Raw genomic sequence first — 23,401 nt, 5'->3', positions numbered from 1 at the left:
CGCCCTTCATCGACGCGGAGTTGCCTTCTCCGAAGATCGTGGACCGCACAGGCACGTTGCCGCCGACAACAGCATGAGCATTATGCCAATGACGTTCGCGACTGTAATCGTTTCCTGCGCAAAGAGGGCGCCAACAACGACGGCGATGACGGGAGAAACAAAGGCGAACATACCGGCTCGGCTCGGTCCGGCGTCCCTCAGGAGCTGCATGTACAGTCTGTAACCGACCAGCGAACCAAAAATCACCAGGAAAAGCCATCCTGCGAACGCTCCCATAGTCCAGTTGCTTAATGCTAATGCGCTTGGGTTTTCGCCGCAGATCACGGCCCCGGCGGAAAGCAGCAGCCCGCCGAGGAATGTTGTCGAGCCCGCAACAACTGCGCTTCCGTGTCTTGCAATGAGCGGTTTTGCGAGCACCGAGCCCAATGCGGACGAAGCCGCAGCCCAGCAAACGGCAAGGATGCCAAGCCAGGCGCCCCTATCGTAGCTCACCTGTGCTTCACCGACGAAGAGCAGATATAGTCCGAGGGATCCGACGGCGAGACCGATCGCTGGTGCCCAGCTCCAGGTTTCCTGACGCAAAGCCACCCCGAAAACGAACAGGCAAACCGGTGTCAAAGACATTTCCAGCACCGCGGCAGTGCCTGAAGGTATCTTTGTCATTCCCCAGAAGAGTGGGCCATAGCACAGCGTGATCATCAGCAGACTGGCTATAATTAGCCCGCACCAATCAACAGCCAGCGCTCGTATCGACTGACCCTGCCACATCGCAATCCCCAAGAAGACAGTTCCTGCAGCGACGAAACGCAAAGCTGCAAAAAGCATTGGTGGCAAGCTCGTGACGCCGAACTTGACGGCGATCCAGGTTAAACCCCAGACAGCGCAGAGGACTGCAAATTTCCCGTAGTTTGAACCTGACATGGCTTGGACCCCGATTGTGTAACGCGTAAAATCAATTTATACCGTTACAACTTCGGCAGCATCATCGGGTTCCCTATGGCGAAATCAGTAAGCACCATGCGCTTGAGCGGCGGGCACCCCGCCCTGGATTTTGTCAATACAGTTGACAGCCGCCGAGGTCGGTTGGGCCCGGATCTCCTGACAAAGTTCGTCGACCTTGTCACTTTCAGTCAAAGGGTGGATCTCATTTCTGGGGCTGCGGCTGCAACTCTAAGGCAGGCGGCAGAGGCTAGCCCTGGGGCGGCTGCCAAGGCGCTGGCGACGGGAATTGATCTCCGTGAGAGCCTTTATCGTGTCTTTCTCGAAGAAGACGGGGGCGCAATTGCCCCGGAAGGTGATGCAAATGTCGTCAAAGCGGCTGCGATCGTTGCTCGAAGCCATCAAGTCTTCGAGCAACTTGCCGGCGGGTGGGCTTGGACAACGAAGGTCGAGACGCCCGCCGACCTCGTGCATGTGCTTTCGAGCTCCGCTGCCGACCTGCTAGTGTCGCGACCGAACCGACGATCGGTGAAGGAGTGCAAAGGCGACAATTGCGGTTGGTTGTTTCTCGATACATCAAAAGGCGGACGGCGGATCTGGTGCTCGGAAGCAAGCTGCGGCGTCCACAATCGCGTCAGGAAATTTAGGCAAAGTTGATGACCCTCGTCGGTCGCGCTTGGGGCGCGGGGGTCATCTAAATCACGTGGGTCGCCGTTTCATCACAGCCAAGGCCAGAACCATTGTCATGGCTGAGCCGGAAACCGGTTGCGAAATGGATAACGCTGGAAGGATGTATCCATCCGTTCAGGGCCTAAGCCAGGACCCCTCATCACGGTGTGGCGCGTTAACCGGATCTTAACCATCCGCTGCCATCTTCGGGCTGCATTCCCCCATGAGTGCACCTCATTTTTAGGCGCGTGTCCGTTCAAGCGGCACGCGCCGTTTTTCTTCCCGGTTCATCGATAAGGAGCTCGTCATCCGCCATGCGGGGCCGCGGCGCGTCGCGATCCGCATCGGCGTGACACGCTCGGCTTCGTCGACCATCCGCGATGAACGGAACCGACGCCCTGTTCGCGGGTTACTCCCGCGAAAAACGAGGGATGCCCTGCATGAGCAATGAAGAAGACGCACCGTTGGTCACGTACAACAGAATTGATGGGAAGGCCTTCTTCGTTTTTCAGCGGCGCCGTTATGATCTTCCAGGTCAGTACAGAAGCCTCTCAGACGCCCAATACGTGGCTGAGAAGCAGTGTCGGTCTATGGGGTGGCAGCGCGATGAGCCGTGAGCATGTCGGCGGACCCGCTTGATGACCGAACCGAATGCGCGAACAGCAACTGAGGAAGGTGTTCTTGAGCGTTGCGCGAGACGACTAGCGCCTCGACCAAGCACGGGCAAGGTGCCTATCCGGTGGGCCGCCAGCCACCGTTTGGCGTCCGGGACGTGCTAAGCTGACACATGGATAAACGGGTCATTCAGCTTGAATTCATGCCGCGCGTCGTAATTCTTATCCAAACCGGCGACGCCCGCGGTAGGAGCGGGGCACCAAAATCGGAGTAACCTAATGTTCAAAAAGATTGTTTTAGCTGCGGTGGTCGCTGCATTTGCCGCTCCGGTCGCCCTGGCTCCCGCGGCCGCGGACGCGCAGGACTACTACAATCGCGGGTGGCGGGATCACCGCGGTTGGGATGGCTGGGACGGACCGCGGCGGGATTGGCGCAGGCATAGACATCACAATGACTATGGCGGCGCAATTGCAGGCGGGCTTGCAGGTGGTCTGATCGGGGCTGGCTCGATAGAAAACAGCGCACCGCGATATTATGCGGCTCCGGCTCGGGAGTGCTGGTACGAACGCAGGACGGTGCAGGACCGATACGATTACGGTTATCATACTGAACGGGTTCAGGTCTGCAACTAGATTGCCAGGTTGAGCCTCGGGCGATAAGCGCCGACAATCTGAGGAACTACAGCTTGATGGACAAAACCTCCTTCCCCATTGCGCTTGGCACCCTTAGGATGCGCGGGCAGGAGGACCTCTATGAGCAATACCGTTTCACACCTTCCACGCACGCGCAGTGGATCGTGGCCCCACAAGCGTCGAGCGGTCCTCGACTGGTTGATGAATGACACGAGCGCGCAGCGGTTCCTTGACAACTTGCTGGTGGACATGTGCGAGAGGCTCGTGGCTGACGGTATATCAGTCGCCAGATCGTCTCTTCACCTAAGAATTCAGCATCCGCAATGGCAGGGTGCCCGGATACTGTGGCAAACCGGTGCAGTTGAAGCCGAGATCGATACATTCGACTACAACGTCGACACCACTGAGATTTTCCTCCGCAAACCAGCCACTGAAATTTACAACGGAGCTTCGGAAGTACGGCAACATCTCTTTGCGCGTACCGGCGAGATATCCAAATACCCACTTTTTGAAGAGCTCCACCGCGAGGGATATACCGACTATGTTGCGTGGCCGATCAAACATACACTCGGAAAGTGCCACGTCGTCACCTTTGCCACCAAGAAACCGCATGGGTTCCTCCAGCACGACATGGATTACCTGAAGGACTTGTTGCCTGCGCTGGCACTGGCAAGCGAGATCCGGATGAAGAATGCCATGGCCCGCACGCTTCTCGAAACATACGTAGGCGCTCACGCAGGCGCTGAAATTCTAGCCGGTGCTACGACACGAGGCAGTGGAAAGACCTTCAAAGCCGCAATCATGATCTGCGACCTGCGAGACTTCACGGCCTTGTCAGATCTGTGGCCCCGTGACGATATAATCGAAATTCTAAACGGCTACTTCGACGCGATTTGTGACCCAATCGAGACCCGCGGTGGCGAGATATTGAAGTTTATGGGAGATGGCCTTCTGGCTATTTTCCCGCTCAGCAACCCGGACGCCTGCGACGATCTCCTCTACGCGATCAAAGAGGGGCAATCGCGAATGGAAACCCTGAACGGTCAACTTCTGGAAACCGGTAAGGACGCTCTGCGCTACGGCATTGGGGTACATGTCGGCGATGTCATGTATGGCAACATAGGGTCGCGGAAACGTCTGGATTTCACTGCGATCGGACCTGCGGTCAACATCGCATCGAGGCTGGAGGAATTCACCAAGAAGACCAAACAATCAGTGTTGCTTTCTGCGGAGTTCATATCACTAGCAAATTGCTCTTCAGAGGTTGTAGCACTGGGATCCCATCGGTTGCGCGGTCTTGAAACGCCCGTCAGCATATTCGGTTTAATTGACGAAGGGTATCGTGCCGATGACACTTGACTACTCGGCGACCGGCTCGAAAAAATCCGATCGGTTCGATGCTCGTCTATTGTAAGGGACACGTTCTACCTTGGCCCGAGCCGATGAGCATGAGCGTGGTCGGCGTTTCCCCCTTCATGTGCTGGTGACGCTGGCCTGCAACGCTACTGCGGATTAACGCTCCGGGACCGGCAGTGCCCCAAATTGAGGCGCAAGCTTGAAAGGTGGCGCTGAAAACCAGAACCCCGGCTCCGCCGTTTCCTTAAGGCCCTAGGTGGCCGGCCCACCGCTCCTGCCAGTGGCTGCTTACGACCGAAGTCCTCGGCCCTCCCAGCAAGGCGCCGAGTTCCTTGTCTTCCATGTCTTCGGCGATAGCTTGGACGCTGTCGCCGATCTGCCTGGCGTAGCGGCCCACCTTGGCTGTTCACCTTTTTCGAGCTCGGCGCCAACCTTCTGCAGGGCAGTGGCTATTCGAGTGATTTGGGAGGCGGTGTGACCGGCGTCGGCATGCTACGGCAGAGACGGCTTTGATTGTTCCGTCCTGGACAAGTGTCATTAGATGATGCTGGAGCAGGTCGCGTTGATGGGCAGGCTGTCGAAACTTGCGCAGCTCCATTTACATCAGATAGCGATTTGAATAGTTGATGCGGATGGCAGAATTGGCCTCTTCGACAGCGAGGGCGAAACCGATGAAAAGAGCGCACAAAAATTTGATAGTGGAGTACAAGGGGGGGAACCGTCGGAGTGCTGATAAGCCGACGTCCATCTGGGGAAACCTGGACCTAAAGTCGATTTCAGAAGACGTGGAGAATGAACTACACTCCAATATGCGGCGACCAGCAGCTGAGATTGGGGCGAGAAGCGAGACGCAGCAGGCACCGGCCGTTGAGCGGCAGCACAGCGACTTGCCGCTGCAAGTCAAAGCTGTGGAACAGGGCGCTGAGCCGAGAACCGAACTCGGGATGAGAAGCGACATCTCTCCTGCCATCGCAGAGACGAAGGACGAAAGTGTCCCAAAATCAACTGACGCGCATACAGTCCCCGCTGCCGCAGTTGCGGAGGCGGCGACCAGCAACCTGTCAAAAAGCGCGGAAAAGAAGCGGCCTCGTGCGCAAAAGCCGAAGTCGCCCACGTCTGATCCAGTAACGACTAAATATAAACCCCGGAAGTCAGCGGCACGGTCTGAAGTTTCTCTCCTGCCCCCCTTCCTCGCCATTGAGGAAGAGCGGGCCGAGCTGCAGCAGCTCGAAGATGAAAACAGGAGGCTGCGAACGCTTCTTGTCGAAAAACTGCGAGCTGAAAACGCATTTCTTCGCCGCCGCCTTGCCTGATTATCAGGAGTGATTTGTTTATGCTCGACACTCTGGTCCTCAATGCCGCGTTGAAGACCCTCTGCAGAGAGTTCAAGGTCGAGCGCGATCGACAGTGTGTGCTTCGTCTCACAACCTTGCTCATCCAACTGTCGAAGACTGGAATTACCGACACCGGTGAGCTTGTCGCAAACGCGAGACGAGATTTTGCAGCTGGCTTGAACTCGGAGGACCTGGATTAACTAACGAGGAGAGCTCCCCCAGGTTAGCAATCTGGCCTGCCAGCCGTTGATTGATACTCCGCGGCTCGTGACGCGTGCCACTTCCACGAGAGCTAGCCTCATGCCAAGCTCGCTAAAATCGCGACCGCGAACAAAGAGCTCGAGACCGCGGGAGTCATCGAATTTTGAAAAGCATGGGGGCATCCACGTGGAGAGGTCGGGGCCTTTACCGCTTCGCAGCATCGTTCCATCGCTCGTCAAAAACGATTGCCAACGTGCACAGGCTTTCCCCAAGGCTTGCGATCCAGACTGTGCCCATCCATCCGCAGCGCAGACGTGCTCGGACAGTATACTGGCATGCAACCTATCCGATGGCACTGGTACTTCTTTTATTAGCAGGCGCTTGAAATCCCGTCTAATCAATTTGGTACGGCAACGCACAGACAGGTGGCGCTTCAACGCTGGTGCTCCAGATATGGAAGAAGGAGCAGCCGACATCATGGACGACGAAATCCGATTGAAAGTCTCTCTACTGGATGCATTGGCGAACCCGGTTCGCTTCCGTGTTGTGTCTCACCTCATCGGGCACGAAATGAGCATCAGCGAACTAACAGGGAAATGCCGTACGACCCGACGCAATGTTACCTATGCGATCACGCAACTGCATCGAGATGGCTTCGTGTCTCGACGGTTCGAAAAACAGACTGCCCTTTATTCTTGCTGTCACCCCGGCATCATCAGGCTTTTTGATGTCACCAGCGGTATCATCCAGGCTGACCGGAAGGAAATAGACCTGGAGCGAAGACGCTCCCGTAGCTCGAGACATCGATGCGCTGGAGAGGTTGAGCAATAGCGTGAAAAACTTTTTGAAGATAGCCTGCGCATCGAAGCCGGTTCACCACGATGGTCACCGCTTTTCCTTATCGCCTAGTTTCCACTGTCGCGGAACGGTGCGAGCGCTACCCGCACGGGGCTCCATGATCGTTTGCCACGCAATCAATCAGGGTATGGCGCCCCTTCCGCGACAGCTTGGCGGCGGTTAGTCTGCATCAGTTCAGCGGCCCGGGCGCGCTGCCAAACCATCCGAGCGGCACGCCGCGTCCTTTAGAGAAAGATGGATACTCGCACACCCCTCCCTCAGCAAGTTCTTCTCCGACCTCTGCCTCAGCCGCGCTTGCCTGCATTGGAACAATAGGATCTGTCCGATGTTTCGCGAACGGAGGAAATCGAAATGCGCAGAATGACGAAGTTTATTCTCATGGGGCTCTCTGCCATGAGCAGCCCGACGGTGACCCCCGTCATTGCCGCAGCCCAGGATCTCGAACTCCGGGTGCGAACCGGGGGAGTGGTGTTTACCCTGCCGATGACGAGGGAGATCGCCAGGATTGGTGTCACGTCAGAACATGTGAGCGAGATGAACGCGCTTAGATGCTTGCGGTGAAGAACGTCGCCCGGCAGAGACAGTCAAGAACTCAGAGCAGGACCGCAGGCGAAAAGCTGGTCGTCCGGCAAGCAAGGTCGTCATTGGGATTTCGGTTCCCCCGGCAGCTCTTCTGTGTGCGCCGGTCCAGCCGGAAGGTTTTCCTCGGTATGACTTCTGTCCGGGGGCTGGATCGGCGCTGTAGATGCTTGGGATACGTAGATCCCAGCTCCGAGCGCGAGGATAGCCACTATAAAAGAGCCGGCAATCGCTCCAATCGATCTCTTAGGATCCTGCGATATCATTCCGAACGCCAGAGCGAACCCCAAGAGGGCCGCCCCGCCGGAGACGACAAAAAGCCAAATATAGTTCACGGCATCCTCCAATTTTTGCTGCAGATATTGCGGCTCAATGATTGATAAGCGACCAAACTCATGGGGATGGATCGCATGCATCAACTCATGTTTATGATGCTCGTCTAACATCGAGATATGAACATGGTTCCACGACAGCAAGGCTCAGGCAGCTGCATTAACGGCCGGCAAAGGATTCGAACTCGATAAAGTTCACCTTCTCCAATTCGTGGCGGAAGAGACGGGCTGACCATCTGGTGATCAGACAAACATGCACTCGCGCATTATGCTGTCGCCTTATCAACCACCCGGCGTTGCGAGCTGATTATCGTGCTGCGATAATCGCGGCGCGTGGGCCGGAGCGCTGCCTCCTCTATCGCCAACCCCCAAAAAGAGCGCGCTGCGTATTTTGTAACCGCGCCAACTGCTGGAGGGATGGAACTTTTTTCACTCTATTCCATTTCGTGACTGGCCTTACTGCTGCAGGGGGCTTTCTCGTTTGTATTGCTGGTGAGAACGCCGGCGTGACCTTTGGTGAATTGTGCCACAGATAAAGCTGATTTTGATCGCCGGTTGCCTGCATCCGGCAAAGTCCGCGCAGTTGGAGACGCGATTATTGACAAACCGGCGTGGCACAATTCTTTAGAACGGATGCTGAGTGCCCGGGCTTTCTTTGAGTGAGAAGACCAGTCCGCTTGTTCTTACAAAAAAAGCCCCCTTTGCGGGCCGATGAATTCGAAGTTCGGTTGCGCACGATGCCGGTTTCGCCGCAGTCTACCGCACCCTGCTCAACCACAATCTGAGATGTTATGACTGATAACGAACAAAGAAGGAATGCTGCACAAACCGCCGGCGACCGCCTTGTCGCCAGGCACGTTCGTGAAGACCCCTTCGCCGCGGCCTTCAAGGCGACCAGGATGCCGATGATCGTTACCGATCCCAATCAGGACGACAATCCGATTATATTTTGCAATGCGGCGTTCGAGAAGTTGACCGGCTACTCTGCTGAAGAAGTCGTCGGCCGGAATTGTCGGTTCTTGCAGGGGCCCAACACCAGTCGTGAGGCCGTCGCTAGGATCCGTGCTTCTGTGGAAGCCGGCTCTGATATCGCCGTCGATATCCTGAACTATAAGAAGGATGGCAGCGAGTTCTGGAACGCTCTTTTCTTGTCTCCCGTCAGGGATGACGACAACCGAATTGTCTACTTCTTCGCATCTCAGCTGGACTTCACCAACGTCAAGAGCCGCGAGGCCGACCTCGCTGCGGCACGCCACAAAGCCGAAGAGGAGGTCGCGAAGAACACTGAACGGCTTCAATCAGCGCTGGGCGCAAAAACCTTACTCGTGCATGAGGTCGATCATCGGGTGAAGAACAACCTGCTTACGATGGCATCAATCGTAAAATTGCAGGCTCGCATAACGAAGAACCAAGACCATCGACAGATCCTCATGTCAGTGCTCAACCGCGTTGAAGCTCTCAGTACGGTCCAGCGCAAACTGTTTACGCTGGACGACGTTTCCCGCTTCGATATCGCGGACGTTGCCCGCGAAATGGTCTCGGATCTGGTCGGTGCTATCAAGCGGCCGGATATTCGCCTGACGCATGAGCTTCATCCAGTTTATGTCCCAGCGGTGAAAGCCACCCCGCTGGCGCTTATCGTTAACGAACTTGTTGGGGACGCCGTACGCCGGGGGCTGAGTGATGGCGGCGGCCAGATCCACGTGGTCGTCAAGCGACTGAACGGTCATTTTCTGATCCGCGTAGAGGACACTTCAATTCCAGTGGAAGTAGATATCGAGACCGCTGAAATCGGCCGTATCCTTTTGGAGACCTCTGCAAGGCAAGTTGGGGCAAAGATCGAAAGACGGACCGCGGGTCATCGAACCACTGTTGACGTAACGATGCTCGTGGAATCGCCGCAGGAGAGTGAAAATTGAAAGTACTTATTGTTGAGGACGAAATGCTGTTGGCGATGGAGCTTGAGAACGAGGTGGAGATGGCCGGCCATCAAGTGATCGGTACTGCCGCTACCCGAGACCAGGCACGGGAAGCAATCGCGGCGCAGCGGCCGGAATTCGCCTTCGTGGATATCCATCTACAAGATGGTCCCACAGGCATCGAGGTGGGGCGGGACTTAGCCGCCAAGAACATTCCCTATGTGTTTGTCAGCGGCAACATCAAGAAGATACCGAGAGATTTCGCTGGAGCACTCGGCGCGATTGAGAAGCCGTACACGATCAACGGTATGAAGAACGCGCTCGCCTACATTTCCGGGCTGATTGAAGGATGCGTTGAACTCAACCCTCCGGCGTCTCTCGTCCTGGCTGAGGACGTCGAACTTATTGAGGCAGGCCCGCGGATCTAGGAAAGCGTGATGGCAGAAGCAAAGAACCCTCAGATGGCGTTGGCAGAGATCAAGCCGCGGATTGCCGACCTTGTCGACGAGCTTGTGGCCAAGGGCGCGGACAAGCTCTCGATCATCTACGTGATCGAGAAGGAAGCCGATGCGCTGCGCGACAGACCGCAGTTGGGAGAGCGAGACGTACCGCCCGCCCGGCCGACCAACAAGTGGCAGATCGAGGACGTGTAGGCCTTGCAAGCCGGATCAAAGAACATGCCCGCTATCTTCTCAGAACCCCTGGGCCAGCCCGAACTGGTTTATTCTACTGCGTATCCAGCGAACCTGCTGGCACGTATCAGTGTCGCCGGAAAGTGTTGCGCACCGCCTCTAATTAATCCTCTTGGCGTTACGAAAAGGCGAGAGCGATAAGCATAAGCTAACCGCCCTGCACACTATAGAATTTCGCGGGTTGAATGTCACTCATGCTCTCATGCTTCATCGGTTTTGTTAGTGGGGAATGGAATTTGCTTCAGCAGCTGTCGGGCCCGCTAAAATCACACGGAAAATCGCACCGAGCTGCCAGATCGTTGATAGGCCTACCAGAACGTAGACAACGATGGAAAGGTGCTATCGTGACCACCGACTCCCACCAAGCAGGTGTCCGCGTGACGGCCGCCCGAGGCAAACGCGCGGCCGTCTCCAGGCAGTTGGAGAAAGCGGACGACCCCGTCCCGCGCCATTCAACTGGGTAATTAATTTCCCGGAAATGTCGATTGTGTCGACCGTACAAAACAAAACGGGCTTGGCCTAAATCTGGATTTCGATCCAAGCAAAACGCCATTCGTCTGGTTTTCCCATTGAATGAGTATAGTGCGCCGCGCCAGCCAGATCTTGTCGTTTCCGGAGTTCCTGAACAAGCCAACTGGCAGATGGAATTCCCTTCAGCTGGCATCGATGGATTGCGCTTTCGACTTCACTAATTGTTCCAAGACCAACAGTGGGCACGGCACCAGGCTTCATCAAGGTCCAACTATATTGCCGCATCCTTCCTCCACTGGCATCACAACAGAGCCTTAATGATGGCACACAGCGCGTGTTTGATTGTCGACTTCTCACTGGCCTGGCAAGGGCCAAACAGACGTCACCTTAATGCGGAACTCAAGTTGAGGTTCCGCAAGCAAACGTTCGAAGATGGCACCGATCGCCGGTGAAATAGTGTTAAGCCGGAATGAGGACGGTATTGTCTCGAGCTGCGCTAACGCCACAGTCTGAGGCAAGACCGGCTCGCCGCGACGCTTAATCGCTGAGGGCCTCAGACCAGTCTTCGGCCGGGTCGCATTTTTGCCTTGGAAACGCGCGCGGGTAACTCTGGCATCTTTATTGAACGCCGCCCGCGTGTCTCCTGGATCGACACGCCCCCCAAGTCGCGCGGTGGGGGCGCTGACAGAAAAAACAGTAGATATCTCATCAACTGGCTCTCGAACTTTCGTGAGAGCACTGGGATGCGGCTAAGAGCGGTGCCAAAAGCTTAGAGCTCGGCGATTTCCGCTGCGAGTTCTCGTCGCTCGATGTCGGCGATTTCAAGGCTTATACGACCAGTGAGGACCAACGTTTGCAGGCACAGCTCGAAGATACTCCGAAATCCTTCTCCTTCAGGGTTCAATTTGCCCGGCGACAATGTGAACTCTCCGCTAGTCATTGAGGCAAGACTACATTGCATGACCATCATTGCAGCGAGATCGTCCGGCGTCCAGCCGAGTTCGAGGCAATAGCGCCTAGCAATCATAGGATTGTGCTCCGTGCTCCATTTCGCTGTATCAATGCTGCGACGTAAAGCGCTGGCGGCACTGTCGCCCTCAATGGGACACCACTCAAAAAACGCATTCAGGGAATCCAATAGCTGCTGTGCAGGATCGGGGGCGGCGAAAAGCGACATGTGACTATTCCGTGTACCGTTGTCGACCGCAAGTCTGGCGTGCGGAGCGAACCGAAGTGTATGTGCCGAAGGTTGAGCCATCCTGCTGCCCAGTCCTGAGGAGAACAGACTTCCAAGTTCTTCACAACAACCTCATTGAGCTGCGCCGTGCGCGAGGACGACGCGAAGGGTGTGTGATCAACAAAGGGTGCGGGAGCTTGGTCATGTCAAGATAGCTCGGGCCGGGATGCCTCGGGAAGACCGAGCCAAAGATACATCCATCGCGCCGCCGGGTATCAAAAGATCCGCCGGTTGCCTCATACCGTCCGTCCCGAGAGCTGGCGGGCTATGCATCGGCATTCATCTGCACCACGCGGCAGTCAATCAGTTTATCTGATTTACTCGCAGCGACGCTTCTTCTCCCACTCGAGGTATCGCACTTTCAGCTGCCCTCAAAACGCGAAAGCATATTCCTTAATTGGCCGTTCTGGGTCTCGAGCTTTTGAGCGAGCGCTGCCCTCAGTTGCTTGATGTCATCGTCCAAGCCGTAGACCGCGTCCAAATAGCCATCCTGCTCCGAGATCTGCATATGGGTCGCCGGTAGCACTTTTGCCCCTGATTCTTTGTCCTTTAAAGTGATGCGGGGTCCCTTTCGAGCCTTTTTGGTCGCACGGATATCGTAGGTCGGCCGCTTAGACTCGTGCGGGTTGGAGATTTCGCTAGCCGGAGCAGTTGCCGGAAATTCTTTCGCTTCGGCCTCCGCTACAGCCACCTCTTCCGCAGCCGGGCTGCCGACGGGTTTTACTGCATGATCGTCGGGACTGGTCATGACGGGGACAGGATTGGCGTCAGGATTTGGCGGGGCTGTCGTACCGTTTACCTGAGCAACCGCTATAACATCGAAATCCTCTTCCATAGAGCTGGCCTTGGAGCCGATGGTCAAAACTGTCGAAACGACGTTCGCCTTTGATACGTCCTTTTTGGACCTGAATCTTGAGATGATGTTCCACGGCGACATCGAGGTTCCCTCTCGCTTGACACGCCTAATGTACGCGGCGCAGAAACCGGATCAGGTACCGATCCGGCGAACGATTCTCTAGAATCCAGTTTACCCGATGGCGGACAAGGAGCAAACCGTCCGCCATCGCGCGATGATTACTTTAGGCCAAGACGCTTACGCAGATCGGAGTTCTCAGTGCGAAGCTTCTCGGCGAGCGACTTGCGTAGGCGCTGGTTTTCCTCTTCAAGCTTAAGAAGATCTACCAAATCGTCCGCCAGCGGAGATGCAGTCGCGGACGTGGAAGCGCGATTTGGACCGCGCTTGCCTGCTGCGGATGGCGACGATGTGCGCTTAGCTCGGGTCGTAGGGGTGCTGACGACTTCAGGTACTGCAGGAGCCTCGGCACGCTTCGGGCGACCGCCGCGATTTTTCTTCGCCGGCTCCGCGATCGTTGGGGCGGCTTTCGCCTCCACCTTTTTAACGCGCGGTGCGCGCTTCTTTTTTACCGGGGCTTCCGGTGACACTACCGCGTCTGCTGGTGCGGAGCTGGGATTGCTTTCGTCGGCCATTGGCGTTCTCCCCTGTTTGGCAATTTCGTTGTCATGTGTAGATGATCGGATGTCAATATCGCATGTGTTGTTGAGTGCCTTACGCTCCGATCTTAATTGAGCTTTACGGGACTTGGGCAGGTTACGGACTGAGATCCCCGACATTTCACTCTGTGGCTGCTGCACCAGCAACGCGCGCTCACCGTCGCTAACACGATCCGAGCTGCGAACATATTCGGAAACACCTTCAGTCAAAAGGACTAGGAGGCACGCTGTGACCGTAGATATCAAAGTGGGGAAGCAGCGCCGCGGCAGGAATGACAGCGCAGGAAATCGCGGTCGTTTCCGCAACGGCGAACATTACCGGCTTCTAATGCGCAGTTGCCAAAGGGCGCTCAAAGCATGGCGAGGTTTACAGTAGTGCCCTTTGGATGGCCTTAGAGATCGTGGCGCCTGCACGAGCTTGTTAAGAACGGGCACCAAGCCGGTCAAAAAAGCGCTCACTGAATGATGCAGCGTCCCAAGTATCACCTAGCGCCATCGAAACCGCAATTTCCAAAGCGCCTTTTCCTGTGTCGCTATGGATGTCGTAGCCTTGAAGTCGGCACCACGCGCAAACAGTATTCATGACCACGTCGATCTTGGCATCATCCAGGGAAAGGAGAGTGACGATTGACATAACGCTGCCTAGCGGCTGGAATTGAGCAAGCTCAAGATTGGGCTGCAAGCCGCAGTTAGGCAGTAGGACTCAAGAGAAACGGGGCAAAGGGCTTCAAGGGAAAGGAAGGTGCGTCGTCTCTCAGCTGTGCGCAAGACGCACCGGGGCACCACTGGCCGTCAGACGCTCTACAGGCGACAAATGAAATGGACGCTGTAGCAGCCTGGTGGCCCGAATATTAGGGCATTGCCTTGAAGCGTTCGATTGCGCACACGGCTGTTAGGGCGGCAACTGGTCAAACCCACGTGGCGCGAGCCATCAGCACACTGGCTTTCAGAAGAGCGGTGGCAAGAATAAATCGCCATGTTCGAACTCTGGCAATTTCGCTCGGTGGCTGCGCCCGTGGAGGTGGAAGCTCAGACGGCCAGCAATTACGTGTCGGCCCCGACGAACCTCAGCACAGGTCGCCCGGCAATAGTTTCTTCGGGAATGAGCTTTAGACGCTCCAGATCCGACACGACGCGAGATGAAGACGATGGTCGCCTCCCAGCCATGCGCTTCCGAGCTTTCGCTGCATCCGAAACTGCCTGATCGATGACATAGCGCTACGCTAAGCGCTCGTCAGTGGAACACGGCGGGTCTGGTCATGCGAACGGTTCATCTAAGTCCTCGCCTTTCAGGCCGCGATACGCCTTGCCGCCTTGTCGGCAAGCTTCCGGTTGTCGCCATGTTCATCGAGGATTATTTTGGCGTCCTCCAAAGATATCCGATGCTTCTTGGCGAGCGTGACTGCATCGTAAGGTTTCTCCGACGCAGATTTGACATTGGCGTTAGCCATGGACGTTCTCCAGTCTGTGGGGTGTTGCAGTGCCGCTGCGACTTCGTTCGAAGACGAAGATGCCTGATCCCAGATAAGTACTCGAAGCCATCATTTCCAGAGCCTGCGTGTTGACTAACAACGGGCTGCAATGGGTAGCGAAGCGGCACAGAGTCCATGACCGGCTAGCCTTTATCGGTCCGCTTTCACCCTTAGTTCTTTCTGCACGGACTTCCTCAGCGCATCCATGATGTCAACGACGTTGCTGGACTTCTGATCGTTGTCTTTTTTGCTCTCGGTCCCGGATCCGTGTGGGGGTTTCGTAGCCTTCTTTTGTCGGCAATGAGCTTCAGCTTCGGCCTGCGCAGGCTTGTAGGTACCGTCAAAATAGTCACCTTCGGCCCGGACTTCGTCACCGAACCGCAGTGTCCAGACGATAATGCCATCTCCACGGGCTTCAAGGATTACGGCTCGCTCTCGACGACCGAGCACCACGCGCGAAACGCCCACAACGTCTCGTGCCTTCATAGCCTCGCGAATGACGGCAAATGCCTCATCACCAATTTTCTCGTTTGCGGTTAAATAGTAGGGCGTGTCGAGATAGATTCATTCGATCTTGTCCCTAGACACGAATGTCTCGATATCAATTGTTCGAACGGTCTCCAGCTCGACAGCTTGCAAATCGTCGTCGGTCAGAATGATGTAGTCTTCCTCGCCACGCTCGTATGCTCTCGCCTCATCTGCGTCCTTGACCCGCTTGCCGGTAACGCTGTCGACAAATTGGGACACGACGCGGTTCCCGGTTCCTTGATTGATTGTGTGGATCGCACCTTCCCGCTCTCGGAGGTCGCTGGCACCATCGCTACGGGGCAAGTCACGAGCGACAGTTTTAGATAGCCCCTCCAGTATGGACGACGTGGTGCCATGATCAGCTCTCCTTCTTCCGAGTGGATTTGCCTTCGGATTTAGCCGAGCTTGCTGCGGGCTTCCTTTTGCCAGAATTGGCATTTGCAGCCTTGGGCTTGCCGCCACTATCTTTTTGCATTCCAAGGCTCTCTCTCAATGCCTTCAGGAGATCGTTGGGTCTGGAGACTTTCAAGGGTCTCGACTTGGGAAGAGATCTTCCCTCGGCACCGGCCGTCAATCCGCAGATGGCGATCGGGCGGTCTGAAACCTGCCTGCCGTCGAGAAGTTCTAATGCCAGAGACGGGAAAGTTCCTTGCCTTCAGAAGGCGCTTCCGCGTCGCCAGGTGTTGGTGGCAGCCGCGGTCGCGGAGGCGCGGTTGTGAGCGTCAATCCATGTCGCGGAACAAAATGTCTCCGCTGATGTTAAGTGCCTGCTTCCGGCGTTTGGAAGCTCATATCAATCTCATCGAAGGGGAAGTCTCCATGGAAGACGCAGGCATTGGCTGGATCGCGGCAATCATCATCGGCGGCATTGCCGGATGGCTCGCAGAGATGTTCATGAAGAGCAACATGGGCGTCATCATGAACATCATTCTGGGTATCGTCGGAGCTATTGTCGCCAACTTCATTCTCTCGCTTTTCGGCGTCGTCCTCGGCGGCTGGCTGGGCTACCTGATCGCTGGCTTTATCGGTGCCTGTATTTTGATCGCTCTGGCGCGAATGGTCAGGCGGACCGCTTGATCGGCCTCACGCAGATTTTCACTGAGGTTCCAGACTGTACCTGACTACGATCATCGAACCGAACGAGGGCGCTTCCCATTGTTGGTCAAGCGCCCTCTTGCGCGAGCTCGAGTGCGAGCAAAGAGCTTCCATGGCAACCTCATCCGAGGCTGATCGCGGCGCATCGAAGACCGGGTTGCATGCGCGACCGGTGCTCGTTAAAGCCCTTTTTTGCTGAGACGGCGCCAGGAGGCCCGCGCGGCGTCCTTCCAGGACCGCGCGGCAGCAGCGATTACTCGCTTCGCCGGGTCCATGATCTTCGTCTACCCCCACGCGGTCCTGTTCGGCGGGTGGACCCTGATCAATGTACAGGTGTTTCCGCTTCTTCCCGCTTTTGACCCTTCTCTGGTCATTCTGGCAATGGTGGCGTCGGTGGAGGCGATCTTCATCTCGACCTTTGTCATGATCAGCCAGAATCGCATGGCAGAGGCAGACGACAAAAGGGCGGACCTCAATTTGCAAATTTCGCTGCTTGCCGAACATGAGACGACACAGCTTCTGACAATGGTCGCCGCGATCGCCGACAAGCTTGGCCTCGACCTAGAGGAAGCACGAGATCGAAGAGCTCCAGCAAGACGTCACGCCCGATGAGGTTTTCGACACAATGGAAAAGATCACAGAAGGTTCATCCTCAGACCTTTAAGTCACGGCCGACAAGCAGGAGCACTGACCCCCCTTAGCTTGCGATGGCAGGAACCGGCTTTTGCGGACGATCACTTGACGACGATCTCAGGCAATTTTGCATCAGACTGGTCCAGAAAAGGTGTCGCAAGATGAAAGTTGACCGCTGTCGAACCCTCGCTTGAACCATTTTACACGTTGAGCGGAGGTGCCGTGGTTGAAGCTGTCCGGCACGACATAGCCCTGCGTGCGCTTTTGCAGTGTGTCGTCACCGATCTGCTGTGCGGCGTTCAAAGCCTCTTCTGTGTCGCCTGCATCGAGGATGCCTTTCTGCTGTGTGTATTTCCCCCAGATACCCGCAAAGCAGTCCGCCTGAAGCTCGACGCGGATCGACATCTTGTTCGCATCGCTTTCGCTCATCTGTTCTCGGGCTTGGTTGAACTTCGGGAGAATGCCGAGCTGGTTCTGTACATGGTGCCCAATCTCGTGAGCCACCACGTATGCTTCAGCGAAATCACCGATGGCGCCGAAGCGATTGCTGAGTTCCTCGAAGAAGGCGGTATCAAGATAGACTTTCCGGTCTTCAGGGCAGTAAAACGGCCCGGTCGCAGCCGACGCCGCGCCGCAGGCGGATTCCGTCTGATCTCGGAAGAGTACAAGCTTCGGATCCTCATACGAAAGGCCTTGTGACTGAAAAATGCCCTGCCAGGTATCTTCAGTCTCTGCAAGGACTGTCTTCATAAATGCTGTCATCTGGTCGCTGGCAGGGGTCTGCCCCGCCCCCGCGTTCTGACGCTCGCTTTGCTCGTATCCCGATCCGTCAGAGTTGGCTTCCCCCAGCACCTGAAGAAGGTCGACGCCCATTGCTTTGAAAACCAAGTAGATCACGACGAGAAAAATGATCGTGCCGATGCTCAGCCCGCCACCGCGGCGTCCGATCGGCAAGGTGAACCCGCCGCCCCGACCGAATGCACTATCGTTGAGCCCGCCGCTTTCGCCTTGGCGATCCTCGACGTTTTGAGACTGACGTCTGCCTTGCCATTCCATCTCTCAGTTCCTTTGAATTGGGACGGTCCGTTACTAACGCTGCTGTCAAGGTTGCGTAAAAAGGAAAAGGCCGCCTCACGAGGCGGCCTTCTCGGCGAAACTGCCCAAATTAAGCAGCTTTGGAACCTTTGCCCTTAGGATTGGCCTGCGCCTCGGCGAGGTGCGTCAACTTCTGATCAGTTGCTTCCTCCTCCTGAAGATTAGCCTCCAGCAGGGCAACGGCGTCCTTTAGGCCAAGCTGCTTGGCCCATGCGATCAAGGTGCCATAGCGTGCGATCTCATAGTGTTCAACAGCCTGAGCCGACGAAATGAGACCAGCGTCGAGAGCAGGCGATCCCTTGAATTCTTCCATGATCTCTTCGCCCTCGGAAATAATGCCCTGGATGGCTTCGCAGGTCTTGCCGCGCGCGGGCTTGCCAAGGATCTCGAACACCTGCTCCAGGCGGTCGATCTGGCCCTGTGTTTCATCACGATGCTGAAGGAAGCCAGCCTTGCCTTCCTCGGATTGCGCAGCGCGCGCCATCTTCGGCAGAGCTTTCAGGATCTGTTTTTCCGCGAAATAGATATCCTTGAGGGTGTCGAGAAAGAGATCGTCGAGTGTCTTGGTCGAATTCGTTGCCATAATATCCTCCTTGTCGGCCAGCTTTCTGGCGCGTGCTGCTCCGCCCGTGGCGGCGCCGCCGGTTGCAGAGATCGAAAAAACAATGCGTGTTCGAAGCATTTGTTCCGTAACTTTGACGGCCGCATCCCACGCATCTTTTCAGCGCTTGAGCTCAAGATGTCGCCCGTCGCGCCCCGCCATGACGATGAAAAACGGTATGTCTTTCCCCCATCCGCCGCCGTTGCAACCAGAGCCGCGCATTCAGCTTCTTAACGTTCTTGACCGTACGGACAGTCCCGTCGTGGAACTTCGATCCGTGCTTCTAGTTGTAAGTCCGCTCGCAGTCCTGGAGACCTGAATGCTTCCATCGATAAACTTATCCGCCAAGGCCGCTGGCATACGGAGCTTGGTGCCGTCTTGGGCGATGTCAGGTTCGCCACCCGCATGTTGTCGGATGAGATCAGGTCACCCTGCCGGAGCTATGAATTCACAAGATAGGATGATGTCGTGATCGAATACGCGTTCGGCCCGCTGATCTATGAGGATGGTGTCGAGTTTCGGCTATGGGCGCCTTTGAAAGACAGAGTTCTGGTCGACCTGGAAGGTCTTCAGCCGCAGCTGATGGAGCGGCAGGCAGACGGGTGGCATCGCTGTCGCGTGAATGGTGTCAGGCCCGGTGCCCTCTACACCTTCGTCTTGCCGGATGGATTGGAGGTGCCGGATCCGGGCTCGCGATACCAGCCTCAGGACGTGCATGGGCCGAGTGAGATCATCGATCTGTCACGACATCGCTGGAAGACCGATGCCTGGACAGGCCGTCCTTGGGGAGAGATGGTGATCTACGAGCTGCATGTCGGCTCTTTCACATCGGAGGGAACTTTCGCGGCCGCGATCACCAAGCTCGATCACTTGGCAGCTTTTGGTGTAACCGCCATCCAGATCATGCCGATCAGCGATTTTCCCGGCCGGTACAACTGGGGCTATGATGGTGTTCTCCCTTACGCGCCGGACAGCACCTATGGCCGCCCCGAAGACCTGATGGCACTGGTCGATGCTGCACACGAACGCGGCATTGGCGTCTTCCTCGACGTTGTCTACAACCACTTCGGGCCGGATGGGAACTATCTTCCGAACTACGCACCGCTGTTTACCGAGAGCCACAAGACCCCGTGGGGCAACGGGGTCAATTATGACGGTGACGGATCAAGAGCAGTTCGCGAATTCCTCATCCAGAACGCGGTTTACTGGATCAAGGAATTCAGGCTCGACGGGCTGCGGCTGGATGCCGTACACGCTATCAAGGACGACAGCGAGGAGCATCTTCTCCATGAGCTTGCCCGTCGTGTCCGAGCCATCGCTGCCGGTCGGCATGTTCATCTGATCGTCGAGAACGAAGATAACGACAGCGATCTTCTAGAGCGGGATCAGAATGGCCGGGCCGTCCAATTCACCGCCCAGTGGAATGATGATGTACATCACGTCCTTCATATTGCCGCGACCGGTGAAACTTTCGGCTATTACCAGGATTATGCCGATGACCCCTTAAAGATCGGGCTCGCTCTTGCTGAAGGCTTCGTATTCCAGGGCGAACATATGCCCTATCGTGGCGAGAGCCGGGGCAAGCCGACTTCGAACCTGCCTCCGACCGCGTTTATATCATTCATCCAAAATCATGACCAAATTGGAAATCGGGCGCTTGGCGACCGTATGATCACCTATCGGCCGCTGGAGCCGCTCAAAGCAGTCACAGCTCTCTATTTGCTGTCAGCGCAGATCCCTATGCTGTTTATGGGTGAAGAGTGGGGCGCGCGCCAGCCGTTCCCTTACTTCTGCGACTTCGACGAAGACTTGAACGAAAAGGTGAGACAGGGCCGCCGAGAGGAATTATCCCGTCTTCCTGGCTTCGATGCCGATGATTTACTCGATCCGACAGCCAAGTCGACGTTTGACGCGTCAAAACTTGACTGGTCTGAGCTCACCGGTGCGGCCGGCGCCGAAATGCTGGCGTTCTATCGATCACTTCTTGCTCTGCGGCATGACCGGATCGTTCCGCTGCTGGAAACCGTTGGCCCAATTGGCTCTTCGTTTCGGCAGGAGGGCCGCGTGACTGTTGTCGAATGGGTCTTTAACGATGGCTTGACGCTGTGTGCAGTTGCCAACCTCTCGGACCACCCGGCGCGGTTTTCGACATCGTCGGCGGCGAAACAGATCTTTTCGATCGGATCGTCGACCGAAGACACACTGGCACCCTGGGCTGTTACCGTCGGCATTGCCCAAGCTGGAGGTTAAATCTGCATGGTCTCCCGTAAAGAAAGTGACGCTCCTTCGAATGCGCGTCTCAACCAGCTGGCAACAGAACACGGGATCAGCCTCAAAAGGCCAGGCCCAGACAATGGGGACGTTGCGATTAGCGACGACACGAAGCGAAAAATCCTTGCGGCGCTCGGCGTCTGCGTCGACAGCGATGCCGAGTGCCTTGGGCGGCATGCCACCCATAAAGCTTCCAGCAAAGCCATCCCGCGCGCTTTTCTGCCGGATTTTCTTCTGACCGATCGAGTATGGGGCATCAGCTTGCAGCTTTACGAGCTGCGATCTGAACGCAATTGGGGCATTGGCGACTTCCAGGACCTGATCGACATCATCCGCTTTGCCGGGACGCTTGGCGCCGACTTCATCGGGCTTAACCCTCTGCATGCGCCTTTCCTTGCCGATCCTGACCGGTGCAGCCCCTACGAGCCATCAAGCCGGCAGATGCTCAATCCGTTGTACATCGCGGTCGACCATGTCCCCGGCTTCAAAAGCGATCCGCAGCTCGATCTGCGGATAGGGCAGTTGCGGTCGAGCGATCTCGTTGATTACGGCGGGGTGGCCGAGGCCAAGATGGCTGTTTTGCGCCGCATCTGGCAGGCTTGGCGATCCTCTTCAGATCGTCAAGCGGAAGATCGCCAAGCGTTCGATCGCTTTGTCGATGAGGGTGGGGAGGTCCTGCGCCGTCACGCGCTGTTTGACGCTTTGTCCTCGGTGATGGCTGATCAAGGTCTCGGCGCGGGTTGGTCATCTTGGCCAGCGGAATATCAGCGGCCGGAGAACGCAGAGGTCGCAAGGTTTGCCGACGAGCATGCAGACCAGATCGACTTCAATATCTGGCTGCAATGGGTTTGCCATCGCCAATTGAGACAAGCCACCGACGCTGCGCAAAACGCCGGTCTGCGTATCGGTCTCTACCTCGACCTGGCTGTCGGAGAAGCAACTGACGGCTCGGCAACCTGGAGCGAACAAGGCAACTACATCTCCGATGCAACGGTCGGAAGTCCGCCCGATCCGTTTGCTCCCCAGGGCCAGGACTGGCACTTGGCAGCCTATCATCCTGCAGAAATCGCTTCGGGCAACAACGCGCCATTTCGGCGAATGGTAACGGCTGCGATGCGGTACGCAGGCGCTATCAGGATCGATCATGCGGCAGCCCTGCGCCGGCTATTTCTCGTCCCGCTCGACAGTACGCCCGACGAAGGTGCTTATGTGGATTACCCGCAAAACGAGCTGCTACAGATTCTGGCCGAAGCCTCATCAAATTACCGTTGCCTGGTGATCGGAGAGGACCTCGGCATGCTGCCGGAAGGCCTGCAGGAGGATCTTGCTGAAGCCAATATCCTCTCTTATCGCATCCTGTCTTATGAACGGGGACAGAAGGGTTTCACGCCGGCAGGTGCATATCCGCGTCTGTCGCTCGCCTGTATTTCCACACACGACCATCAGACATTGGCAGGCTGGTGGCGTGGCGCGGACATCAATGCCAGATCCGAACATGGGATCGTCCCACCCGAGATGACGAAAGCGCATTCAGAACAACGCCAGCATGAGCGAGAAGATCTGAAGGTCGCGCTGAAAGAGGAGGGTACCAACCCGCCCAAACACCTGCCTTCGCCGAGAGCCGACGACGACAAGCTGAAAGACCTGGTCGTCAGCGCACATCGCTTCATAGCAAAGACCGCCTCAGTACTTGCTGCGGTTCGGTTGGCCGACATGACGGCCGAAAAGCGACCGACCAACATTCCGGGCACGAGCGGCACCTATCCGAACTGGAAGCCAAAGCTATCTGTGGCACTTGAGCGGCTTTCCGGATTACCGCTGCTTCAGGAAATCGCTGACGCCATGCGGGACGAGCGACCAAAACATTAGTTGGCGAGCACGATGGGAGACGACAGGTCTTCGCGCAATGTGCGGTAGGATTTCACAGAATCCCTCCACCTTGCGCAACGCTCCAGCCAGCAAATGTCACCTATCGGACACTTCGCGACCGCCTCGCATGGCTCGGTTCCTCCGCCTGCACGCTGGAACGAATGCTCCTTCGATGGACGGGAAGGGGCAGTTTCGATCTTTCAGAATGAAACGCTCGGCGAGCAACCCGTCCTCGGGCTGGCCGGGCCCGACAGCGGCGCTCAGAGCAAACAGACCGGCTGAAGGCCAGCGATCCAGGCCGCGGGCGAGATCAACACTCGGCTGGAGGGCGCGTCGGCCCTCTGATCGGCATCATCGAAAAAATTCGCCTCCAGCCTATGAGCGGCCATCCGGTCGGCATGATCCCGGCGATGGCGTCGAGGAACGCCTCCACGCCGTGCTCATGTTCGAACTTGCGGCAAGCCGCCTTGAGGTCGTTGGCTTCCATTATC

At 56.6% G+C, this 23,401-nt stretch carries 21 protein-coding genes and 2 pseudogenes; 12 read left to right on the top strand and 11 right to left on the bottom strand.

Annotated elements, in window-relative coordinates; all coding sequences use genetic code 11:
• Positions 1 to 6: 6 nt before the first annotated feature.
• Positions 7 to 921, bottom strand: coding sequence for a DMT family transporter (locus ACQZ5H_RS21985; RefSeq protein ID WP_203431235.1), 915 nt, complete (start codon positions 919 to 921; stop codon positions 7 to 9).
• Positions 922 to 996: 75 nt separating this feature from the next.
• Here ACQZ5H_RS21985 and ACQZ5H_RS21980 point away from each other — a divergent pair, with 75 nt between their 5' ends.
• The 5 genes from ACQZ5H_RS21980 to ACQZ5H_RS21960 all read left to right on the top strand — a co-directional run bounded on the left by ACQZ5H_RS21980 (position 997) and on the right by ACQZ5H_RS21960 (position 7,165).
• Positions 997 to 1,596 (top strand): CGNR zinc finger domain-containing protein, encoded by a 600-nt coding sequence (locus ACQZ5H_RS21980; RefSeq protein WP_203431234.1) that lies wholly within the window; start codon positions 997 to 999, stop codon positions 1,594 to 1,596.
• 1,379 nt (positions 1,597 to 2,975) lie between these two features.
• The gene (locus tag ACQZ5H_RS21975; RefSeq protein ID WP_203431233.1) at positions 2,976 to 4,214 is read left to right on the top strand and encodes an adenylate/guanylate cyclase domain-containing protein; all 1,239 of its coding nucleotides are present in this window, start codon (positions 2,976 to 2,978) and stop codon (positions 4,212 to 4,214) included.
• 668 nt (positions 4,215 to 4,882) lie between these two features.
• Positions 4,883 to 5,524 carry a hypothetical protein gene (locus ACQZ5H_RS21970; protein ID WP_449099007.1) on the top strand — a complete coding sequence of 214 codons (642 nt, stop codon included), beginning with the start codon at positions 4,883 to 4,885 and terminating at the stop codon, positions 5,522 to 5,524.
• Positions 5,525 to 6,223: 699 nt separating this feature from the next.
• Positions 6,224 to 6,577: an ArsR/SmtB family transcription factor gene (locus ACQZ5H_RS21965; RefSeq protein ID WP_203431231.1), complete on the top strand. Its 354-nt coding sequence runs from the start codon at positions 6,224 to 6,226 to the stop codon at positions 6,575 to 6,577.
• Between the two features lie 378 nt (positions 6,578 to 6,955).
• Positions 6,956 to 7,165, top strand: coding sequence for a hypothetical protein (locus ACQZ5H_RS21960; RefSeq protein WP_449099006.1), 210 nt, complete (start codon positions 6,956 to 6,958; stop codon positions 7,163 to 7,165).
• Positions 7,166 to 7,245: 80 nt separating this feature from the next.
• Here the strand turns inward: ACQZ5H_RS21960 and ACQZ5H_RS21955 are convergent, their stop codons facing one another.
• Positions 7,246 to 7,629, bottom strand: a complete 384-nt coding sequence (locus ACQZ5H_RS21955) for a hypothetical protein (protein ID WP_449099005.1) — start codon at positions 7,627 to 7,629, stop codon at positions 7,246 to 7,248.
• Between the two features lie 677 nt (positions 7,630 to 8,306).
• On the opposite strand from ACQZ5H_RS21955, the gene ACQZ5H_RS21950 reads away from it, so the two are divergent.
• The 3 genes from ACQZ5H_RS21950 to ACQZ5H_RS21940 are packed head-to-tail and all read left to right on the top strand — an operon-like array spanning position 8,307 to position 10,087.
• Positions 8,307 to 9,434 carry a PAS domain-containing protein gene (locus ACQZ5H_RS21950; protein WP_449099004.1) on the top strand — a complete coding sequence of 376 codons (1,128 nt, stop codon included), beginning with the start codon at positions 8,307 to 8,309 and terminating at the stop codon, positions 9,432 to 9,434.
• The gene (locus ACQZ5H_RS21945) at positions 9,431 to 9,862 is read left to right on the top strand and encodes a response regulator (RefSeq protein ID WP_112715815.1); all 432 of its coding nucleotides are present in this window, start codon (positions 9,431 to 9,433) and stop codon (positions 9,860 to 9,862) included. The genes ACQZ5H_RS21950 and ACQZ5H_RS21945 overlap by 4 nt, the downstream gene beginning before the upstream one ends.
• Positions 9,863 to 9,871: 9 nt before the next feature.
• Complete coding sequence (locus ACQZ5H_RS21940; RefSeq protein WP_203431229.1) at positions 9,872 to 10,087, top strand: hypothetical protein; 216 nt, start codon at positions 9,872 to 9,874, stop codon at positions 10,085 to 10,087.
• A gap of 1,279 nt (positions 10,088 to 11,366) precedes the next feature.
• Here the strand turns inward: ACQZ5H_RS21940 and ACQZ5H_RS21935 are convergent.
• From ACQZ5H_RS21935 to ku, 6 genes and pseudogenes are all read right to left on the bottom strand, one after another.
• Positions 11,367 to 11,774 carry a hypothetical protein gene (locus ACQZ5H_RS21935; protein ID WP_203431228.1) on the bottom strand — a complete coding sequence of 136 codons (408 nt, stop codon included), beginning with the start codon at positions 11,772 to 11,774 and terminating at the stop codon, positions 11,367 to 11,369.
• Between the two features lie 421 nt (positions 11,775 to 12,195).
• Positions 12,196 to 12,771 carry a hypothetical protein gene (locus ACQZ5H_RS21930; protein WP_203431227.1) on the bottom strand — a complete coding sequence of 192 codons (576 nt, stop codon included), beginning with the start codon at positions 12,769 to 12,771 and terminating at the stop codon, positions 12,196 to 12,198.
• Between the two features lie 137 nt (positions 12,772 to 12,908).
• Entirely contained in the window at positions 12,909 to 13,322 is a 414-nt protein-coding gene (locus ACQZ5H_RS21925) for a hypothetical protein (protein WP_203431226.1), read from the bottom strand.
• A gap of 445 nt (positions 13,323 to 13,767) precedes the next feature.
• Entirely contained in the window at positions 13,768 to 13,980 is a 213-nt protein-coding gene (locus tag ACQZ5H_RS21920) for a hypothetical protein (RefSeq protein WP_203431225.1), read from the bottom strand.
• A gap of 655 nt (positions 13,981 to 14,635) precedes the next feature.
• Positions 14,636 to 14,797: a hypothetical protein gene (locus ACQZ5H_RS21915; protein WP_203431224.1), complete on the bottom strand. Its 162-nt coding sequence runs from the start codon at positions 14,795 to 14,797 to the stop codon at positions 14,636 to 14,638.
• Between the two features lie 171 nt (positions 14,798 to 14,968).
• Positions 14,969 to 15,702 (bottom strand): annotated as a pseudogene (ku, locus tag ACQZ5H_RS21910) (non-homologous end joining protein Ku).
• A 463-nt stretch (positions 15,703 to 16,165) separates the two neighbouring features.
• Between ku and ACQZ5H_RS21905 the strand changes: the two are divergent.
• Entirely contained in the window at positions 16,166 to 16,423 is a 258-nt protein-coding gene (locus tag ACQZ5H_RS21905) for a GlsB/YeaQ/YmgE family stress response membrane protein (protein WP_203431223.1), read from the top strand.
• A gap of 210 nt (positions 16,424 to 16,633) precedes the next feature.
• Positions 16,634 to 17,105, top strand: a pseudogene (locus tag ACQZ5H_RS21900) (DUF1003 domain-containing protein).
• A gap of 101 nt (positions 17,106 to 17,206) precedes the next feature.
• Here ACQZ5H_RS21900 and ypfJ read toward each other — a convergent pair.
• The gene (gene ypfJ / locus ACQZ5H_RS21895; RefSeq protein ID WP_203431222.1) at positions 17,207 to 18,130 is read right to left on the bottom strand and encodes a KPN_02809 family neutral zinc metallopeptidase; all 924 of its coding nucleotides are present in this window, start codon (positions 18,128 to 18,130) and stop codon (positions 17,207 to 17,209) included.
• Between the two features lie 109 nt (positions 18,131 to 18,239).
• Positions 18,240 to 18,752 (bottom strand): YciE/YciF ferroxidase family protein, encoded by a 513-nt coding sequence (locus ACQZ5H_RS21890; RefSeq protein ID WP_203431630.1) that lies wholly within the window; start codon positions 18,750 to 18,752, stop codon positions 18,240 to 18,242.
• A gap of 486 nt (positions 18,753 to 19,238) precedes the next feature.
• Between ACQZ5H_RS21890 and treZ the strand changes: the two genes are divergently transcribed.
• The gene (gene treZ, locus ACQZ5H_RS21885) at positions 19,239 to 21,020 is read left to right on the top strand and encodes a malto-oligosyltrehalose trehalohydrolase (RefSeq protein ID WP_449099003.1); all 1,782 of its coding nucleotides are present in this window, start codon (positions 19,239 to 19,241) and stop codon (positions 21,018 to 21,020) included.
• Between the two features lie 6 nt (positions 21,021 to 21,026).
• Positions 21,027 to 22,910 (top strand): 4-alpha-glucanotransferase, encoded by a 1,884-nt coding sequence (gene malQ / locus ACQZ5H_RS21880; protein ID WP_449099002.1) that lies wholly within the window; start codon positions 21,027 to 21,029, stop codon positions 22,908 to 22,910.
• Positions 22,911 to 23,220: 310 nt separating this feature from the next.
• On the opposite strand, the gene ACQZ5H_RS21875 is transcribed toward malQ, so the two are convergent.
• Positions 23,221 to 23,397 carry a hypothetical protein gene (locus ACQZ5H_RS21875; protein WP_203431219.1) on the bottom strand — a complete coding sequence of 59 codons (177 nt, stop codon included), beginning with the start codon at positions 23,395 to 23,397 and terminating at the stop codon, positions 23,221 to 23,223.
• Positions 23,398 to 23,401: the final 4 nt, after the last annotated feature.

The sequence above is a fragment of the Rhizobium sp. 21-4511-3d genome (assembly GCF_053522545.1).
This window is presented reverse-complemented; position numbering and strand designations above follow the sequence as displayed.

Bases quoted from the DNA above. Each gene is read 5' to 3' on its own strand.
- ACQZ5H_RS21925 (WP_203431226.1), bottom strand. From the start codon at position 13,322: ATGGCCGACGAAAGCAATCCCAGCTCCGCACCAGCAGACGCGGTAGTG.
- ACQZ5H_RS21930 (WP_203431227.1), bottom strand. From the start codon at position 12,771: ATGTCGCCGTGGAACATCATCTCAAGATTCAGGTCCAAAAAGGACGTA.
- ACQZ5H_RS21960 (WP_449099006.1), top strand. From the start codon at position 6,956: ATGCGCAGAATGACGAAGTTTATTCTCATGGGGCTCTCTGCCATGAGC.
- ACQZ5H_RS21890 (WP_203431630.1), bottom strand. From the start codon at position 18,752: ATGGCAACGAATTCGACCAAGACACTCGACGATCTCTTTCTCGACACC.
- ACQZ5H_RS21975 (WP_203431233.1), top strand. From the start codon at position 2,976: ATGAGCAATACCGTTTCACACCTTCCACGCACGCGCAGTGGATCGTGG.
- ACQZ5H_RS21940 (WP_203431229.1), top strand. From the start codon at position 9,872: ATGGCAGAAGCAAAGAACCCTCAGATGGCGTTGGCAGAGATCAAGCCG.
- ACQZ5H_RS21920 (WP_203431225.1), bottom strand. From the start codon at position 13,980: ATGTCAATCGTCACTCTCCTTTCCCTGGATGATGCCAAGATCGACGTG.
- ACQZ5H_RS21905 (WP_203431223.1), top strand. From the start codon at position 16,166: ATGGAAGACGCAGGCATTGGCTGGATCGCGGCAATCATCATCGGCGGC.
- malQ (WP_449099002.1), top strand. From the start codon at position 21,027: ATGGTCTCCCGTAAAGAAAGTGACGCTCCTTCGAATGCGCGTCTCAAC.
- ACQZ5H_RS21985 (WP_203431235.1), bottom strand. From the start codon at position 921: ATGTCAGGTTCAAACTACGGGAAATTTGCAGTCCTCTGCGCTGTCTGG.
- ypfJ (WP_203431222.1), bottom strand. From the start codon at position 18,130: ATGGAATGGCAAGGCAGACGTCAGTCTCAAAACGTCGAGGATCGCCAA.
- ACQZ5H_RS21935 (WP_203431228.1), bottom strand. From the start codon at position 11,774: ATGTCGCTTTTCGCCGCCCCCGATCCTGCACAGCAGCTATTGGATTCC.
- ACQZ5H_RS21950 (WP_449099004.1), top strand. From the start codon at position 8,307: ATGACTGATAACGAACAAAGAAGGAATGCTGCACAAACCGCCGGCGAC.
- ACQZ5H_RS21915 (WP_203431224.1), bottom strand. From the start codon at position 14,797: ATGGCTAACGCCAATGTCAAATCTGCGTCGGAGAAACCTTACGATGCA.
- ACQZ5H_RS21955 (WP_449099005.1), bottom strand. From the start codon at position 7,629: ATGTTAGACGAGCATCATAAACATGAGTTGATGCATGCGATCCATCCC.
- ACQZ5H_RS21970 (WP_449099007.1), top strand. From the start codon at position 4,883: ATGAAAAGAGCGCACAAAAATTTGATAGTGGAGTACAAGGGGGGGAAC.
- ACQZ5H_RS21980 (WP_203431234.1), top strand. From the start codon at position 997: ATGGCGAAATCAGTAAGCACCATGCGCTTGAGCGGCGGGCACCCCGCC.
- ACQZ5H_RS21875 (WP_203431219.1), bottom strand. From the start codon at position 23,397: ATGGAAGCCAACGACCTCAAGGCGGCTTGCCGCAAGTTCGAACATGAG.
- ACQZ5H_RS21965 (WP_203431231.1), top strand. From the start codon at position 6,224: ATGGACGACGAAATCCGATTGAAAGTCTCTCTACTGGATGCATTGGCG.